The sequence below is a fragment of the Caballeronia sp. SBC1 genome (genome assembly GCF_011493005.1).
In the GTDB taxonomy this organism is placed as follows: Bacteria; Pseudomonadota; Gammaproteobacteria; order Burkholderiales; family Burkholderiaceae; genus Caballeronia.
This window is the reverse complement of the sequence record NZ_CP049156.1, coordinates 2,667,818-2,685,971: the sequence shown is the minus strand read 5'-3', so window position 1 is coordinate 2,685,971 and position 18,154 is coordinate 2,667,818. Positions and strand designations below refer to the sequence as shown.

The following is an 18,154-nucleotide window of genomic DNA, read 5'->3' as shown; positions in this document are numbered from 1 at the left end:
ATGCCCGCTGGATAAGGCTCGCAGCCCTTAACCTGGAACGCGTCTTGCAGGTGACGCGTCTCAAATTTGGAGAGAAGAGCGTTTTCGGGCTATAATTCAAAGGTTTGAGCAAATCAACCTACACCCTAGCGCCTACCTCCCACTCACCGTTCATCCGCCGCGCCTTGCAACCCACGCGCATCCCGCCAAACGCCTGATCCGCGCGTCCAGTCATTGGAGCCCGATCGGCCAAACTGGCGAGTCTTGCGCCCGACGCAATCGAACGCGATGCGGGTCTGCGCGCGCCAATCCAGGGCCGCGCGCGACTCCACGGTCGGATGACAGGTCGGCAAACAGGGTGTTCCAAAGGAGCCTCCCGTGTTGCCGTCATTCTCTCCCGCAATCCTCGCACTCGCCGACGGCACGGTCTTTCGTGGTCACTCGATCGGCGCGTCCGGTCACACGATCGGCGAAGTGGTGTTCAACACCGCTATCACCGGTTATCAGGAAATCCTGACGGACCCGAGCTACGCGCAGCAAATCGTCACCTTGACGTATCCGCACATCGGCAATGTCGGTGTGAACGCTGAAGACGTCGAATCCACCAAAGTCCATGCCGCCGGCCTGATCATTCGAGATCTGCCGGTGCTCGCCTCGAATTTCCGCTCCGAACAATCCCTCGCCGACTATCTGAAAGCGGAAAACGTCGTCGCCATTTCGAACATCGATACACGCAAACTCACGCGAATCCTGCGCGACAAGGGTGCACAAAACGGCTGCATTCTCGCCGGTGACGACGAAGCGAAAGCTTTGGAACTCGCGCGCTCGTTCCCGGGTTTGTCGGGGATGGATCTCGCGAAGGTCGTATCGACGAAAGAAAAGTACGAATGGACGCAGTCTGAATGGCGTCTGGAAAGCGGCTACGGCGAGCAGAAGGCGCCGCAGTATCGCGTGGTCGCATTCGACTACGGCGTGAAGTACAACATCTTGCGCATGCTGGCCGAGCGCGGCTGCCACGTCACCGTGTTGCCGGCTCAGTCTACCGCTGCCGACGCCCTCGCGCTGAACCCCGACGGCATCTTCCTCTCGAACGGCCCCGGCGATCCGGAACCGTGTGACTACGCAATTGCAGCCACGCGCGAATTCATCAAACGTGGCATTCCTACGTTTGGTATTTGCCTCGGCCACCAGATCATGGGTCTCGCTGTGGGCGCGAAGACCATGAAGATGAAAACGGGCCATCACGGCGCGAATCATCCGGTGAAGGACCTTGAGAACGGCCGCGTGGTGATCACGTCGCAGAATCACGGTTTCGCTGTCGATGCCGCCACGCTGCCCGCCAACGCAAAGGTCACGCACACGTCGTTGTTCGACGGCACGCTGCAAGGCTTCGCGCTCACCGACAAACCCGCGTTCTGCTTCCAGGGTCACCCGGAAGCGTCGCCGGGACCGAACGATATTGCGTACTTGTTCGATCGGTTCGTCGGCCTGATGGAAGCGCAGAAAGAAGCGGCTTGAATAGACGCGCGCAGACACGTAGACACGCAAAGACAGAACACAGCAACACAATCATTGAGAGCAGTTATGCCGAAGCGGACAGACATCAAGAGCATCCTCATCATCGGCGCGGGACCGATCATCATCGGTCAGGCGTGCGAGTTCGATTATTCGGGCGCGCAGGCTTGCAAGGCGCTGCGCGAGGAAGGCTACAAGGTCATTCTCGTCAACAGCAATCCCGCGACGATCATGACCGACCCGAACACGGCCGACGTCACGTACATCGAGCCGATCACGTGGGAAGTCGTCGAGCGCATCATCGATAAAGAACGCCCCGACGCCATCCTGCCGACCATGGGCGGACAAACCGCGCTGAACTGCGCGCTGGATTTGTTCCATCACGGCGTGCTGGAAAAGTACAAGGTCGAGTTGATCGGCGCGTCGCCGGAAGCCATCGATAAAGCCGAAGACCGCCAGAAGTTCAAGGAAGCGATGACGAAGATCGGCCTGGGTTCGGCCAAGTCGGGCATCGCGCATTCCATGGAAGAAGCGCTGCAGGTGCAGGCGGATATCGCCGCGCTGACGGGCAGCGGCGGGTATCCCACGGTCATCCGTCCTTCGTTCACGCTGGGCGGATCGGGCGGCGGGATTGCGTACAACAAGGAAGAATTCGAAGAAATTTGCCGTCGCGGAATGGATTTGTCGCCGACGCGCGAGTTGCTGATCGAAGAGTCGCTGCTGGGCTGGAAAGAGTTCGAGATGGAAGTCGTCCGGGACACTAAGGACAACTGCATCATCGTATGCTCGATCGAAAACCTGGACCCGATGGGCGTGCATACCGGCGACTCCATCACCGTCGCGCCGGCCCAAACGCTCACCGACAAGGAATACCAGATCCTGCGTAACGCATCGCTCGCCGTGCTGCGCGAGATCGGTGTTGACACGGGCGGCTCCAACGTGCAGTTCGCGATCAACCCGAAAGACGGCCGCATGGTCGTGATCGAGATGAATCCGCGTGTGTCGCGCTCGTCGGCGCTGGCGTCGAAGGCGACGGGTTTCCCGATCGCCAAGGTCGCGGCGAAGCTGGCTGTGGGCTACACGCTCGACGAGCTGAAGAACGAGATCACGGGCGGTCAGACGCCGGCGTCGTTCGAACCGACCATAGACTATGTGGTCACGAAGATTCCGCGTTTCGCGTTCGAAAAATTCCGCGAAGCCGATGCACGCCTGACGACGCAAATGAAGTCGGTTGGCGAAGTGATGGCCATTGGCCGCACGTTCCAGGAGTCGTTCCAGAAGGCGCTGCGCGGACTGGAAGTGGGCGTCGATGGACTCGATGAAAAGACCACCAGCCGCGACGAAGTGATTCGCGAAATTGGCGAACCGGGTCCGGACCGTATCTGGTTCCTGGGCGACGCGTTCCGTCTTGGCCTGACAGCCGAAGAAATCTTTGAAGAAACGGCTATCGATCCGTGGTTCCTCGCGCAGATCGAACAGATCATCTTGAAGGAAAAGGCGCTGAGCGGCCGTACGATCGAAAGCCTGACCAAAGATGAAATGCTGTACCTGAAGCAGAGCGGTTTCTCTGATCGTCGTCTGGCGAAGTTGCTTGGCTCGGATCAAACGGCTGTGCGCAAGCATCGCCATGCGCTGAAAGTGCGTCCGGTCTACAAGCGGGTGGACACGTGCGCTGCTGAGTTCGCGACGAAAACCGCCTACATGTACTCGACCTACGAGGAAGAGTGCGAAGCGAATCCGACCGATAAAAAGAAGATCATGGTGCTGGGCGGTGGCCCGAACCGGATCGGGCAGGGCATCGAGTTCGACTATTGCTGCGTGCACGCGGCTTTGGCGATGCGTGAAGACGGCTATGAAACCATCATGGTCAACTGCAACCCCGAGACTGTTTCCACCGACTACGACACGTCTGACCGTCTGTACTTCGAATCGCTGACGCTGGAAGACGTGCTCGAGATCGTCGAACTGGAAAAGCCGGTTGGCGTGATCGTGCAATACGGCGGCCAGACACCATTGAAGCTTGCGCTGGACCTCGAGGCGAACGGCGTGCCGATCGTCGGAACGTCGCCGGACATGATCGATGCCGCCGAAGACCGCGAGCGTTTCCAGAAGCTGCTGCAGAACCTGAACCTGCGTCAGCCGCCGAACCGCACGGCACGTGCGGAAGACGAAGCGCTGCGCCTGGCCGAAGAAATCGGTTACCCGCTGGTCGTGCGTCCGTCGTACGTGTTGGGTGGCCGCGCCATGGAAATTGTCCACGAGCCGCGCGATCTCGAACGCTACATGCGCGAAGCCGTGAAGGTGTCGCACGATTCACCCGTGCTGCTCGATCGCTTCCTGAACGACGCAATTGAATGCGACGTGGACTGTATTTCAGACGGCGAGGCGGTGTTTATCGGTGGCGTGATGGAGCACATCGAACAGGCTGGCGTCCATTCGGGCGATTCGGCATGCTCGCTGCCGCCGTATTCGCTGTCGCAGGAAACTGTCGATGAACTCAAGCGCCAGACCGGCGCAATGGCGCGCGCACTGAACGTGATCGGCCTGATGAACGTGCAGTTCGCGATCCAGCAAGTACCGCGTGAAGATGGCACGAAGCAGGACGTGATCTACGTGCTCGAAGTGAATCCGCGCGCTTCGCGAACGGTGCCGTATGTATCGAAGGCGACCGGCTTGCCGCTCGCCAAGATCGCAGCCCGCGCGATGGTCGGCCAGAAGCTCGCCGACCAGGGTGTCACGAAGGAAGTGATCCCGCCGTATTTCAGCGTCAAGGAAGCTGTGTTTCCATTCGTGAAATTCCCGGCTGTCGATCCGGTGCTTGGACCGGAAATGCGCTCGACGGGCGAAGTGATGGGCGTGGGCCGTACGTTCGGCGAAGCGCTGTTCAAGTCGCAGCTCGCGGCTGGTTCGCGCTTGCCGGAAAGCGGCACGGTTCTCCTCACCGTGATGGACGCGGACAAGCAGAAGGCCGTGGAAGTCGCGACCATGCTGCATGAACTTGGCTATCCGATCGTGGCGACGAAAGGCACGGCATCGGCCATCCAGGCAGCGGGCGTGCCGGTGAAGGTGGTCAACAAGGTGAAGGACGGCCGGCCGCACATTGTGGACATGATCAAGAACGGCGAGATTGCGCTGGTCTTCACCACCGTCGACGAAACCCGTGCCGCGATTGCCGATTCCCGCTCGATCCGCATGAGCGCACAAGCCAACAAGGTCACGTACTACACGACCATGTCCGGGGCGCGCGCAGCGGTCGAAGGGCTGCGATATCTGAAGGACCTGGAAGTCTATGATTTACAAGGACTCCATGCTCGCCTAAACTAAGGCTTCTGATTCGAGTCTCAGCAGTATCAGCAGTCTCCAAACGAAGTCTAAGTTTCAAGGGCCGCGGTTAAGCGGCGTCTTCCTTTTTTACCGGGAGATGCACTTAACCGCGGTAATTTTTTTACGTCTGCATTTTTGCGTAATGAGTTGTTTATGAGCACAGTTCCTTTGACTAAACGCGGCGCAGCGTTGCTGCGCGACGAATTGCAACGCCTCAAATCCGTGGAGCGTCCGGCTGTCGTGAATTCGATCGCCGAAGCCCGCGCGCAGGGCGATCTGTCGGAAAACGCCGAATACGACGCGGCCAAGGAGAAGCAGGGCTTTATCGAGGGCCGTATTGCCGAGATCGAGTCGAAGCTGGCCGGCGCGCAAGTTATCGACCCCACCGCCGTGGAAGCCGACGGGCGCGTGATCTTCGGTGCGACGGTCGAGCTGGAAGAGACGGCCACGGGCGACATGGTCACGTACCAGATCGTCGGCGACGACGAAGCTGACATTGATCACGGACTGATCTCCATCAGCTCGCCCATCGCCCGTGCGCTGATTGGCAAGACCGAGGGCGACGTAGCGTCCGTGCAGGCTCCGAGCGGCGCGCGCGAGTACGAAATCATCGCGGTCAAGTACGTCTGATGGCCCATCGATTCTTTCGAATCATCGCCATGATCTGGGTCGGCAGCGTGCTGGCGCTCGGATACGTGGCGGCGCCGGTATTGTTCAGCATGCTTGACCGGACGTCGGCGGGATCGGTGGCGGCGCAACTGTTTCGCATTGAGGGATTCCTCGGCGTGATCTGCGCGCTGCTGCTGCTGGTATTGGCCAACCGCCTCGTTCGAACGGGTTTCGCCGAATACAAGCGGACGCGCTGGGTCATCGCGGGCATGCTGCTGTGCGTGCTGATTGGCTATTTCGCGCTGCAACCGTTCATGAACGCGCTGCGGGTGGCGGCTCAGGAAGGCGGGATGGAACTCGCGCAATCGCCGTATGCAAGCCGCTTTGGCATGCTGCACGGCGTATCCAGCGCGTTCTACCTGGTGGAGAGCGTTCTGGGATTGGTGCTGTTCTGGCGCTTGCCGCCGGAACGGTTTCCCACGCAATCGGTCATTCCGAAGGGAAAGACGGCCAGCGTCGCGGCACGCCGCGCGCGGGGTTAAAAAAGCCGGCCATGCCCGAGGGTATCGGGCATGGCCGGCTTTCTGCTTTCCGGGCGAGCGCGGAATTTATTCCGACGAACTGACTTCGACGAGTTTATTTCGACGATTGATGGTGACGTTTGGCGCTCGGCAGACGTTTCTTTGCGCGTTTGACGTTACCGCCAGCCGTTACGCGTTCGTTGCCGCGAACCAACAGCTTTTGCTTCTTCGGCTTACGGACCACAGGCGCGTCACGCGTGATCTTGACGACCTTGACCACACGCGGCGCACGTCCCTTCGACGAGGTTTCCGCAGCGGCTTCGCCCGCGCTCGGAGGGGCGATGCGATTGGCGCCACGAACACCGGCAGCACGTGAAGGCTTGGCAGCTTCGTCGCTTTCCGGCCGCCATACAACGAGCAACTTGCCTATTTGCTGGATCGGCGCGGCGTTCAGCCGGTCGCAGATTTCGGCGTAGGCTGCGACGCGGGCTTCGCGGTCGTCACCGAACACGCGGATCTTGATGAGCTGGTGTGCCGCAAGGTGCACCTCGATCTCGGCCAGTACGGCCTCGGTCAGCCCTTCGCCGCCAACGAGTACGACGGGCTTGAGCGCGTGAGCCTGGGAGCGCAGGTCGGCGCGTTCGGCGGGAGAAAGTTTGAGAGCTGGCATGAGAAGTAACGGACTCGACTAAAATGAGAGGCGCCGTAGCGTAAAAGCGGCTAAACGGTCGCGATTGCAAAACAAAGACGGGCAGGGCGGGACGCCTTGCTCAAGAAAACGACGGACGGCGCGAGGCGGTGCGGCGAGCAAACGGACTTGATTTTAACGAATCTTTAATCGCCGGAGCTCGGACGCCGCCCCTTGCCAGATAAGCCCGAAGCACATAATCAGCCTCGGGCGTCCGGCTAACATCGCTGGCAAACACAGGGCGCAACGGCGCCGGTATCGGCTGTCCAAATCGACGAAGGCTGCCTCATAAATGAGCAGCAGCCCGAATTAGACGCGTATTATCCGCTAAAAGCACAGCTTCACGCAGCAAGAGTTCATTCTTAATGGCAAAAAACCGCTTCAATTACTCGTGGCTGCACGACCACATCAATGACCCGTACGTAAAGCTCGCGCAGCGCGAGGGCTATCGGGCGCGCGCGGCATACAAGCTGAAGGAGATCGACGAGCAGGACAAGTTGATCAAACCGGGCCAGATCATTGTCGACTTAGGCTCGACCCCGGGGAGCTGGAGCCAGTACGCGCGCAACCAATTGGCTAAGGGGTCCAAGCGCGGTGAAACGCGCGAAGGCGGCATTGACGGCAAGATCATCGCGCTCGACCTGCTGCCCATGGAGCCGATCGCCGACGTGATCTTCATCCAGGGCGACTTCCGTGAAGACTCGGTACTGGACCAACTGAAGGAAATTGTCGGGGACCATCAAGTTGACCTTGTAATTTCCGACATGGCCCCCAACCTCTCAGGGGTTGCCAGCGCGGATGCAGCGCGAATGGAACATCTGTGCGATCTGGCGCTCGACTTCTCGCAGAACCATCTGAAGCCGGAAGGCGCCTTATTGGTCAAATGTTTTCACGGCAGCGGCTATAGTCAGATAGTGGAGAAGTTCAAGCATCAATTCAAAATCGTCGCGCCGCGCAAGCCGAAGGCGTCGCGCGATAAATCGTCCGAAACGTTTATTTTGGGCAGGCAACTGAAGCGTCGGGATTGAGAGTTGCGGGTGGAAACGCCGCCGGGGTCCGGGTGTCCTGGCAGCCGTTTTGCCGAATATGTCCAAACAATCGGGTCTCGACCGCTATCTTCGTGCTAGTTAAAGGCTATAGCAGGGGTTTGCAGTCTGGATTAGAATGCTTTGGTGGTGCCGCAAGGCGAATGTAGGCGCCCGTCTATGAGTGAAGGAGTGGTGCTTTGAACAACAATATGTTCTCTAAGGCAGCGGTGTGGCTGGTTATCGCACTGGTGCTGTTCACGGTGTTCAAGCAGTTCGACAAGCCCCGCGTCCAGGAAGGTGTTTCGTATTCGCAATTCATGGACGACGCGAAGTCCGGTAAGGTCAAGACAGTTACCGTTCAGGGTCGTAATCTCACCGTTACTCCCGCAGACGGTCAGAAATATCAAATCGTGTCGCCTGGCGATATCTGGATGGTCGGCGACTTGATGAAGTACGGCGTCCAGGTCAGCGGCAAGGCCGACGACGAACCGAACGCGCTTGTTTCCGCGCTGTATTACCTCGGACCGACGATCCTGATCATCGGTTTCTGGTTCTTCATGATGCGGCAAATGCAGGGCGGCGGGAAAGGCGGAGCATTTTCGTTCGGCAAGTCGCGAGCGCGGCTGATCGACGAGAACAACAACGCGATCAATTTTACCGATGTCGCAGGGTGTGACGAAGCGAAGGAGGAGGTCTCCGAGCTAGTTGACTTCCTGCGTGATCCGCAAAAATTCCAGAAGCTGGGTGGGCGTATTCCTCGCGGCGTCTTGCTGGTCGGGCCTCCGGGTACGGGTAAGACGTTGCTGGCGCGCGCCATTGCTGGCGAAGCGAAAGTACCGTTCTTCAGCATCTCGGGTTCGGACTTCGTTGAAATGTTCGTAGGTGTGGGTGCGGCTCGGGTGCGCGACATGTTCGAGCAGGCCAAGAAGCACGCGCCGTGTATCGTGTTTATCGATGAAATCGATGCTGTGGGCCGTCATCGCGGCGCCGGCATGGGTGGCGGTAACGACGAACGCGAGCAGACGCTGAATCAGATGCTCGTGGAAATGGACGGCTTCGAGGCGAACTCCGGCGTGATCGTGATCGCCGCGACCAACCGTTCCGACGTGCTGGACAAAGCGCTGCTGCGTCCGGGCCGTTTCGACCGTCAGGTGTACGTGGGCTTGCCGGATATCCGCGGTCGCGAACACATCATGAAGGTCCACCTGCGCAAGGTGCCTATTTCGAACGACGTTGACGCTTCGGTGATCGCACGTGGTACGCCGGGCTTCTCGGGTGCTGATCTGGCGAACCTTGTGAACGAAGCTGCGCTGTTCGCAGCCCGTCGCGGCAAGCGGATCGTCGAAATGGCGGACTTCGAAGACGCGAAAGACAAGATCTTCATGGGTCCGGAACGCAAGTCTGCCGTGATGCGTGAAGAAGAGCGTCGTAACACGGCTTATCACGAGTCGGGTCACGCGGTGGTGGCAAAACTGTTGCCTCACGCTGATCCGGTTCACAAGGTCACCATCATGCCGCGTGGCTGGGCATTGGGCGTCACGTGGCAGTTGCCGGAACATGATCGCGTGAACTTGTATCGCGACAAGATGCTTGAGGAAATTGCCATTCTGTTTGGTGGCCGGGCATCGGAAGAAGTGTTTCTGAACTCCATGTCCACGGGTGCATCGAACGACTTCGAGCGCGCAACGAAAATGGCTCGTGACATGGTGACGCGTTACGGCATGTCGGATGTGCTCGGCACAATGGTGTATGTCGACACGGAACAGGACGGCATGTTTGGCAAGATGGCGTCGAAGACGGTGTCCGAAGCCACGCAGCAAAAGGTCGATGCCGAAATTCGCCGGATTCTCGACGAACAATACGGTCTTGCCCGCAAGCTGCTGGAAGATAACCGCGACAAGGTCGAAGCCATGACGAAGGCGCTGCTGGAATGGGAAACCATTGACGCAGACCAGATCAGCGACATCATGGGCGGTCGTCCGCCGCGTCCGCCGAAGAATCTGCCGCCGCCGTCGGGTGATCCGTCGTCGGGTGGTGGAAACACTGGCGCGGAAGTCAAACCGGGTAACGCCACGGCTCCTGCTTCAGCCTGACGCGATCCTGAGGCAATTTAGAAGGGGCTGGTGTGTTTGTCACACCAGCCCTTTTCCGTTGAGGCTCGCTTTTAGGACCGCCTGGCGCAGGTTCATCGGTTTGGACTCGCGATTGTTTGAGCCTCCGGCCGTACGGGCTTTGAAATAGCGGATCGATCGGCGTCTACAAATCTACAAACGTAGCTTCATCATCGTCTGGCTGGGCCACCATGCTGTCTTCACCTCTTCCGAACAGGTTTCATACCGCTGCTCAACCGCTTCAATGCGGCCGGTTCACGCTGAGCTTCGAGCGCCCGTTGATCATGGGCATTCTCAATGTCACACCGGATTCGTTTTCAGATGGCGGTCGTTTCGTTGCGCGCGACGCGGCGCTGGCACAGGCCGCCGACATGATTCGCGACGGTGCCGACATGATCGATATTGGCGGTGAGTCGACCCGCCCAGGCGCGCCGCCCGTCCCGCTGGACGAAGAACTTGAACGAGTGATCCCGGTAATCGAAGCGTTGCGGTCAGCGGGTGTGCCGCTCTCCATCGACACCTACAAACCTGCGGTCATGCGAGCTGCACTGACCGCCGGCGCGGATATGGTCAACGACATCTGGGGTTTGCGTCGTGAAGGCGCGCTCGATGCGGTCAGGGATAGCACGTGCGGGATCTGCGTCATGCACATGCTTGGCGAGCCGCAAACCATGCAGATGCATGAGCCTGTGTACCGCGATGTCGTGGAGGAGGTACGGGAATTTTTCGAGGAACGGCTGCGTACCTTGACGGCGGAGGGAGTCAGCGCGGAGCGGATCTGCCTCGATCCCGGGTTTGGGTTCGGCAAGTCCGTAATCGATCATAATTACGCTTTGCTGGCGCATTTCACCGAAACCCGGCCTGCGAATTCGCGAGCCCCGTTACTGGCTGGAATGTCGCGCAAGTCGATGCTTGGCGCGGTGACCGGACGAACGCAACCGGTCGAGCGCATAGCGGCGAGCGTGGCGGCGGCGGTGTGCGCGGCCGAGCGAGGCGCGGCTATTGTGCGCGTGCACGACGTCGCGGCGACTGCCGATGCATTGAAGGTATGGCACGCGGTGCGTGCCGCGCACAACCCGACTCAATGAGCGGCATTTTGACGGCACACGCATTGCGCTACCTTGAAAATATTGGAATTCACAGTTCGCGTTTAATTTTTGCGCAAGGATAAGAACGAAACGATGGCACGTCGATATTTTGGAACAGATGGTATTCGCGGCAAGGTCGGTGACGCTCCGATCACGCCTGATTTCGTGTTGCGGCTCGGTTATGCGGCCGGAAAAGTGCTGGCGGGAGCCGATCAATGGGCTCAGCGGGGCAGCCGTCCGACGGTGCTGATCGGCAAGGACACGCGGGTGTCGGGGTACATGCTGGAAGCGGCGCTGGAGTCGGGTTTTTCGGCGGCGGGCGTCGATGTCATGCTGGCCGGCCCGATGCCCACGCCGGGCGTCGCCTACCTGACGCGGGCCTTGCGCCTGGCGGCGGGCGTGGTGATCAGCGCATCGCATAACCCGTACTACGATAACGGCATCAAGTTTTTCTCCGCCGATGGCAATAAGCTCCCGGACGAAGTCGAGTTGCAGATTGAAGCGCAACTTGACGAACCCATGTCCTGTGCACCGTCCGAACTATTGGGCAAGGCGCGCCGGCTGGACGACGCTCGTGGCCGCTACATCGAATTCTGCAAGAGTACGTTCCCGGCCAGCTTCGATTTGCACGGTCTCAAGCTGGTGGTCGACTGCGCACACGGCGCCGCGTACGACGTCGCGCCGCAGGTTTTCCACGAGCTGGGCGCGGAAGTGGTGACGATCGGCGTGTCGCCGAATGGCTTCAATATCAACGACGGCGTGGGTGCCACAGCGCCCGACGCTTTGGTGCGCGCGGTGAAGGAGCATCGTGCGGATATCGGCATTGCGCTTGATGGCGATGCGGATCGCCTGCAGGTCGTTGATGCCTCGGGACGGCTCTACAACGGCGACGAGTTGCTGTATGTGCTGGTCAAGGATCGCATTGCGACGGATGGGCACGTGGATGGCGCTGTCGGCACGCTGATGACGAACATGGCGGTAGAGGTTGCGCTGAAGCAGGCCGGCGTGCAGTTCGTACGCGCGGCCGTAGGCGACCGCTACGTGCTCGAAAAGCTGCGAGAGAACAACTGGATGCTGGGCGCGGAAGGGTCGGGACATATCCTGTCACTTGACCGGCACTCCACGGGCGACGGCATTGTTTCGGCGCTGCTCGTGCTTGCGGCAATAAAACGCGGCGGCAAGCCGTTAGCCGACCTGCTCGACGGCGTGACGTTGTTCCCGCAGAAGCTGATCAACGTGCGCATGGGTCCGGACGCCGACTGGAAGAGCAGCAGCGCCATCAAGCAGGCGATTGCGGGCGCCGAGCGCGCGCTGGAATCGCATGGCCGGGTGCTGATCCGCGCGTCGGGAACGGAGCCAGTGCTGCGAGTGATGGTGGAAGCCGCGTCGGAAGCGGATGCGGTCGCGCACGCCGAAAGCATTGCGAAGGTCGTAAGGGACGCAACAACCTGAGCGTAGCGAAAGCTTCGATACTGAAAACGCCACGGTTTGCGCCGTGGCGTTTTTGCTTGTGCGCCACTGCCGCTGTCAATTCCAAGTATCGGAGCATTTAAAAAGAACGATCGCTCTCAAAAAATTGAATCCCTCGGCTTACGACATTACACGGCATTGTTCGGCCAAAAAGTAATTGAAAGAAACCTCTCCGGACCGCCTCAACAGCCGCCCCTCAAGCCTCGGCCGGCAAACCGCCGCACTATAAACTTTCGCGATCGTAAGCCTGTTGTCACGCTGGCTTCATCATTAGTCATCGGACTGTCACATTGAGCCCCTATCCTTCGCGGTGTCGAGCCACTTGCTCACAACCCTGGAGATCACATGAAATTGATGCACACCGCGCTCGCAGGCATCGTCGGCGCAATGTTTGCGATGTCGGCTCAAGCTGCGGACATCACCGGCGCGGGCAGCACCTTCGCTGCACCGATTTACACGAAATGGGCCGATACGTACCAGAAGTCGGGCGGCGGCAAGGTTAACTACCAAGGTATCGGTTCCTCGGGCGGCATCAAGCAAATCATCGCAAAGACGGTGGATTTCGCTGGCTCGGACGCACCGCTGAAGGACGACGAACTGGCAAAGCAGGGGCTTTTCCAGTTTCCGACAGTGGTTGGCGGCGTAGTTCCGGCGATCAACGTGCCGGGTGTCAAGGCGGGCGAGATGGTGCTGTCGGGTGAAGTTCTCGGCGACATCTACCTTGGCAAGATCAAGAAGTGGAATGACCCGGCTATCGTCGCGCTGAATCCGAAGCTGAAGCTGCCGGATGACGACATTGCTGTCGTACGCCGCGCTGACGGATCGGGCACGAGCTTCATCTGGACGAACTATCTGTCCAAGGTGAACGCCGAATGGAAGAGCAAGGTGGGTGAAGGTTCGACGGTCAACTGGCCGACGGGCACGGGCGGCAAGGGCAACGACGGCGTCGCCGCGTTCGTTCAGCGTTTGCCGGGTGCTATCGGCTACGTGGAATGGGCGTACGCCAAGCAAAACAAGATGACCTACGTCGACATGAAGAATTCGTCGGGCGCAGTGGTCGAGCCGAAGACGGAAACGTTCAAGGCTGCGGCAGCAGGCGCGGACTGGTCGAAGTCGTTCTACCAGATCCTGACGAACGAGCCGGGTAAGGACGCTTGGCCGATCGTAGGCGCGACGTTCGTGCTGCTCCACACGACGCAGGACAAGGCACCGCAAGGCGAGGAAACGCTGAAGTTCTTTGGCTGGGCGTTCAAGAACGGTACGCAAGCAGCCAACGACCTCGACTACATTCCGTTGCCTGATTCGGTAGTCGCCGAAATCGAAACGCAGTGGAAAGCGAAGGTTAAGGACGCATCGGGCAAGGCCGTCGCGCAGTAAGCAGCAGGTTTAGCAACAAGCATCTGGCTTCTTGGTCCGTATTGCCGCGCGGCATCCGCCGCGCGGCCCTTCCGAAGGTTCCCATGTCGGACATCAACCTCGCATCGACTCCGCCCGCCAGCCGCGCTCAACGCGCTCCGAGCCGACTCGGTGATATCGTTTTCGGTGGGCTGGCGCGGCTTTCCGCCGTCGTCACGCTGCTGCTGCTAGGCGGCATAATTGTGTCGCTGGTGGTGGCCTCGCTGCCTACGCTTCAAAAATTTGGTCTCAGTTTTCTCTGGCGTTCCGATTGGGATCCACAGACCGATAGTTTCGGCGCGCTCGTGCCTATCTACGGCACCATCGCCACGTCGATCATCGCGCTGATCATCGCCGTGCCGGTGAGCTTCGGCATTGCGCTGTTCCTGACCGAGCTCGCGCCCGCGTGGCTGCGCCGGCCGCTCGGCGTGGCAATTGAACTGCTCGCAGCGATCCCGTCGATTGTCTACGGCATGTGGGGCCTGCTGGTGTTCTCGCCCATTTTTGCGACGTATTTCGAAAAACCACTGGGCAAGCTGCTCGGCGATGTCTGGTTTATCGGCCGCTTTTTCCAGGGGCCGCCTATCGGTATCGGTATCCTGTGTGCCGGTGTCATCCTGGCGATCATGATCATTCCGTACATCGCGGCCGTGATGCGCGACGTGTTCGAGGTCACGCCGGTGCTGCTGAAGGAATCGGCGTACGGCATTGGCTGCACCACGTGGGAAGTGATGTGGAAGATCGTGCTGCCGTTCACGAGAACCGGTGTGATTGGCGGCGTGATGCTCGGCCTCGGCCGCGCGCTCGGTGAAACGATGGCGGTGACGTTCGTGATCGGCAATACCAATCTGCTCGACAACGTCTCGCTGTTTTCTCCGGGCAACAGCATTACCTCGGCGCTCGCCAACGAATTCGCGGAAGCGAGTCCGGGCCTGCACACGTCGGCATTGATGGAGCTCGGCTTGATCCTGTTCCTGATTACATTCATCGTGCTCTCGCTGTCCAAAATCATGCTGCTTCGCCTCGAAAAAGGGGAGGGTGGCAAGTGAACCGGACCACTACTCAATTCCCCGGCTCCGGCAATCCGGAACGGGAAGAAGCCACGCGCATGAAGTTGCAGCGGCGCCGCCGCGGCAAGAATGTGGTCGCGTTGGTGTTGTCGCTGGCCGCCATGGCGTTCGGCTTGTTGTGGCTCGTGTGGATTTTGTTCACCACGGTCAAGCTTGGCATCGGCGGTTTGTCGATCGATCTGTTCACGCAGAACACGCCTCCGCCTAATACCGATGGCGGTGGCTTGCTGAACGCGATTGTCGGCAGCTTGATGCTTGTGCTGCTCGCCACGTTCGTCGGCACGCCGCTTGGGATTCTCGCGGGCGTGTATCTCGCCGAATATGGCGACAAGCGCTGGCTCGCAAGCGTGACGCGTTTCATCAACGACATCCTGCTGTCGGCACCGTCGATTGTGATCGGCTTGTTCGTGTATGCGCTGGTGGTCGCGCAAATGGGGCGCTTCAGCGGCTGGGCCGGCGTGATCGCGCTCGCTTTGCTGCAGATCCCTATCGTGATCCGCACGACGGAAAACATGCTGAGACTCGTGCCAAACGCGCTGCGTGAAGCGGCCTTCGCACTCGGCACGCCGAAGTGGAAGATGATTTGTTCGATCACGCTGAAGGCGTCGGTGAGCGGCATCGTGACGGGCGTCTTGCTTGCCGTTGCACGTATCACTGGCGAAACCGCACCGCTGCTCTTCACGGCGCTGTCCAACCAGTTCTTCTCGTGGGACATGAATCAACCAGTGGCCAACCTGCCCGTCACGATCTACAAGTTCGCGATGAGCCCGTTCCCCCAATGGCAAGCGCTCGCGTGGGCCGGCGTGTTCCTGATCACGCTAGGCGTGCTCGGTCTGAACATCCTGGCACGCACGATCTTCTCGAAAAAATAAGGCGGAAATCATTCCATGAACACAGTCGCAAGCGATGTGAGCGCCCGGGGCGCTAATCCGGCCGGCAGCGGTGACAACTCCAGCACGGTTGAGCGCGGCGCCGTGCCCGGCAGCTTCAAGCCGGCCCATCATGCGTCACCGGCCGGATCGATGAAACCGAAGATCGAGGTGAACAACCTCAATTTCTTCTACAACAAGTTTCATGCACTGAAGAACATTAACCTGCGGATTCCTGAGCATAAGGTGACGGCGTTCATCGGCCCGTCGGGGTGCGGCAAGTCCACGCTGCTGCGTACGTTCAACAAGATGTACGCGCTTTATCCGGAGCAGCGGGCGGAAGGCGAGATCCTGATGGACGGCAACAACCTGCTCGATACCAGCCGCGACATCTCGCTGCTGCGTGCGCGAGTGGGCATGGTGTTCCAGAAGCCGACTCCGTTTCCCATGTCGATCTACGACAATATTGCGTTCGGCGTAAAGATGTTCGAGCAACTGTCACGCTCGGAGATGGACGACCGCGTGGAATGGGCGCTCACGAAAGCGGCGCTCTGGAACGAAGTGAAGGACAAGCTGCAACAAAGCGGCTATGGCCTGTCGGGTGGACAACAGCAGCGCCTGTGCATTGCACGCGGCATTGCAATCCGCCCGGAAGTGCTGTTACTCGACGAACCGTGTTCCGCGCTCGACCCGATTTCGACGGGCCGCATTGAAGAATTGATCGCCGAACTCAAGGATGATTACACGGTGGTGATCGTCACGCACAACATGCAGCAGGCGGCGCGTTGTTCGGACTACACTGCTTATATGTATCTGGGCGAATTGATTGAATTCGGCGATACAGAAAAGATCTTCATCAAGCCGTCCCGCAAGGAAACGGAAGACTACATTACCGGCCGGTTTGGTTGAGTGGCACGGCTGAGTTTGTCGCCAAGTTGTCGCTAAGTCATACGGGCTAAAAAAGGACTTCAGGAGCACATATGTCCGATAAACATTTGTCGAGCCAGTTCGACGCCGATCTGAATGCGGTGTCATCGAAGGTGCTGGAAATGGGCGGTCTGGTCGAGTCTCAGATCATCAACGCCATGCAGGCGCTCAATACGTTCGACATGGATATTGTCGAAGCGGTGGTGCTCGCCGAGACGCGTCTGAACACCATGGAAGTCGAGATCGACGAGGAATGCAGCAACATCATCGCGCGTCGGCAACCGGCCGCGCGTGACTTGCGTTTGTTGATGGCCATTTCGAAAACGATTACGAATCTTGAGCGCGCCGGCGACGAAGCTGAAAAGATCGCCAAACGCGTAAGGCGCATCAACGAAGACGGCATGGGGCGTAACGTCAATATCGCGGAGATCAAGTTGTCCGGCGAAATGGCGGTCTCCATCCTGCGCCGTGCGCTAGATGCATTCGCGCGTCTGGATACGGTCGCCGCCGCTCAAATCGTCCGGGACGACAAAGCCATCGACGAAGAATTTCGCGCGTTCGTGCGCAAGCTGGTGACGTACATGATGGAAGATCCGCGCATGATTTCGGCGGGCCTCGATTATCTGTTCATCGCTAAAGCGGTCGAACGGATTGGCGATCACGCGAAAAACATTGCGGAATTCATTATTTACATTGTGAAGGGGACGGATGTCCGCCATGTGTCGCGCGATCAACTCGAGCGCGAAGCACTGAGCTGATTCCTTTCTGATCCCAATGTTGGCTGTTTAATTTACGCGAAGAAGGTTACAGAGGTGCCGATGCCCAGCAGCATTCTCGTTATAGAAGACGAACCCGCGATTTCCGAATTGATTTCGGTGAATCTGCAACACGCGGGCCATTGCCCCATTCGTGCTTATAACGCGGAACAGGCGCAAAACCTGATCAGCGACGTCTTGCCCGACCTGGTGCTTCTCGACTGGATGCTGCCGGGTAAATCCGGCATCGCCTTTGCGCGGGAATTGCGTGGCAATGAACGCACGAAACATATTCCGATCATCATGCTCACCGCCCGTGGCGATGAGCAGGACAAGGTGCTCGGACTTGAAATTGGTGCGGACGATTATGTGACGAAGCCATTTTCGCCGAAAGAATTGATGGCGCGGATCAAGGCGGTATTGCGCCGGCGCGCGCCGCAATTGACGGAAGACGTGGTCGCAATCAACGGCTTGCGTCTCGATCCGGCTACCCACAGGGTGGCGGCGGCGACGAACGATCATGCCGACGATATCAAGCTCGATCTCGGACCGACCGAGTTCCGCTTGCTGCATTTCTTCATGACGCACCCTGAGCGCGTGCATAGCCGCACGCAATTGCTGGATCAGGTGTGGGGCGATCACGTATTCGTGGAAGAGCGGACGGTGGACGTGCATATCAAGCGACTGCGTGCAGCCTTAAAGCCCGCTGGTTGCGATGCTATGATTGAAACGGTTCGTGGCAGTGGTTACAGACTAGCCAAGAGTGCTTGATGGGGTAAATGAGAAGAGTGAATGGAGCCCGCGG

The 18,154-nt window shown here is 59.2% G+C and carries 15 protein-coding genes; 14 read left to right on the top strand and 1 reads right to left on the bottom strand.

What is annotated here, in order from left to right; translation table 11 throughout:
• The first annotated feature begins 357 nt into the window (after positions 1–357).
• The 4 genes from carA to SBC1_RS11800 all read left to right on the top strand — a co-directional run bounded on the left by carA (position 358) and on the right by SBC1_RS11800 (position 5,969).
• Entirely contained in the window at positions 358–1,497 is a 1,140-nt protein-coding gene (gene carA / locus SBC1_RS11815) for a glutamine-hydrolyzing carbamoyl-phosphate synthase small subunit (RefSeq protein ID WP_165987703.1), read from the top strand.
• 66 nt (positions 1,498–1,563) lie between these two features.
• Positions 1,564–4,818, top strand: coding sequence for a carbamoyl-phosphate synthase large subunit (gene carB / locus SBC1_RS11810; protein WP_165987701.1), 3,255 nt, complete (start codon positions 1,564–1,566; stop codon positions 4,816–4,818).
• Positions 4,819–4,971: 153 nt separating this feature from the next.
• Positions 4,972–5,448, top strand: a complete 477-nt coding sequence (greA, locus tag SBC1_RS11805) for a transcription elongation factor GreA (RefSeq protein ID WP_165092140.1) — start codon at positions 4,972–4,974, stop codon at positions 5,446–5,448.
• Complete coding sequence (locus SBC1_RS11800; RefSeq protein WP_165092139.1) at positions 5,448–5,969, top strand: DUF4149 domain-containing protein; 522 nt, start codon at positions 5,448–5,450, stop codon at positions 5,967–5,969. Before greA ends, SBC1_RS11800 begins: the two co-directional genes overlap by 1 nt.
• Before the next feature lie 94 nt (positions 5,970–6,063).
• Here the strand turns inward: SBC1_RS11800 and SBC1_RS11795 are convergent, their stop codons facing one another.
• Positions 6,064–6,618, bottom strand: a complete 555-nt coding sequence (locus SBC1_RS11795) for a YhbY family RNA-binding protein (RefSeq protein ID WP_165092138.1) — start codon at positions 6,616–6,618, stop codon at positions 6,064–6,066.
• A gap of 383 nt (positions 6,619–7,001) precedes the next feature.
• On the opposite strand from SBC1_RS11795, the gene SBC1_RS11790 reads away from it, so the two are divergent.
• From SBC1_RS11790 to phoB, 10 genes are all read left to right on the top strand, one after another.
• Complete coding sequence (locus tag SBC1_RS11790) at positions 7,002–7,664, top strand: RlmE family RNA methyltransferase (RefSeq protein WP_089159164.1); 663 nt, start codon at positions 7,002–7,004, stop codon at positions 7,662–7,664.
• A gap of 197 nt (positions 7,665–7,861) precedes the next feature.
• Positions 7,862–9,757 (top strand): ATP-dependent zinc metalloprotease FtsH, encoded by a 1,896-nt coding sequence (gene ftsH / locus SBC1_RS11785; RefSeq protein ID WP_062084650.1) that lies wholly within the window; start codon positions 7,862–7,864, stop codon positions 9,755–9,757.
• A gap of 209 nt (positions 9,758–9,966) precedes the next feature.
• Positions 9,967–10,863 (top strand): dihydropteroate synthase, encoded by an 897-nt coding sequence (gene folP, locus SBC1_RS11780; protein WP_165987699.1) that lies wholly within the window; start codon positions 9,967–9,969, stop codon positions 10,861–10,863.
• A 93-nt stretch (positions 10,864–10,956) separates the two neighbouring features.
• Positions 10,957–12,315: a phosphoglucosamine mutase gene (glmM, locus tag SBC1_RS11775; RefSeq protein ID WP_165092136.1), complete on the top strand. Its 1,359-nt coding sequence runs from the start codon at positions 10,957–10,959 to the stop codon at positions 12,313–12,315.
• Positions 12,316–12,678: 363 nt separating this feature from the next.
• On the top strand, positions 12,679–13,710 hold the full coding sequence (pstS, locus tag SBC1_RS11770) for a phosphate ABC transporter substrate-binding protein PstS (protein ID WP_165092135.1): 1,032 nt from the start codon (positions 12,679–12,681) through the stop codon (positions 13,708–13,710).
• 83 nt (positions 13,711–13,793) lie between these two features.
• Entirely contained in the window at positions 13,794–14,777 is a 984-nt protein-coding gene (gene pstC / locus SBC1_RS11765) for a phosphate ABC transporter permease PstC (RefSeq protein WP_165092134.1), read from the top strand.
• Between the two features lie 59 nt (positions 14,778–14,836).
• Positions 14,837–15,670 carry a phosphate ABC transporter permease PstA gene (gene pstA, locus SBC1_RS11760; RefSeq protein ID WP_241202108.1) on the top strand — a complete coding sequence of 278 codons (834 nt, stop codon included), beginning with the start codon at positions 14,837–14,839 and terminating at the stop codon, positions 15,668–15,670.
• Positions 15,671–15,820: 150 nt separating this feature from the next.
• A complete protein-coding gene (gene pstB / locus SBC1_RS11755; RefSeq protein ID WP_031363387.1) occupies positions 15,821–16,576 on the top strand; it encodes a phosphate ABC transporter ATP-binding protein PstB in 756 nt (251 codons plus the stop codon).
• 71 nt (positions 16,577–16,647) lie between these two features.
• Entirely contained in the window at positions 16,648–17,352 is a 705-nt protein-coding gene (phoU, locus tag SBC1_RS11750) for a phosphate signaling complex protein PhoU (RefSeq protein WP_165092132.1), read from the top strand.
• 60 nt (positions 17,353–17,412) lie between these two features.
• Positions 17,413–18,120: a phosphate regulon transcriptional regulator PhoB gene (gene phoB, locus SBC1_RS11745; protein ID WP_165092131.1), complete on the top strand. Its 708-nt coding sequence runs from the start codon at positions 17,413–17,415 to the stop codon at positions 18,118–18,120.
• The last annotated feature ends 34 nt before the right edge of the window (positions 18,121–18,154 follow it).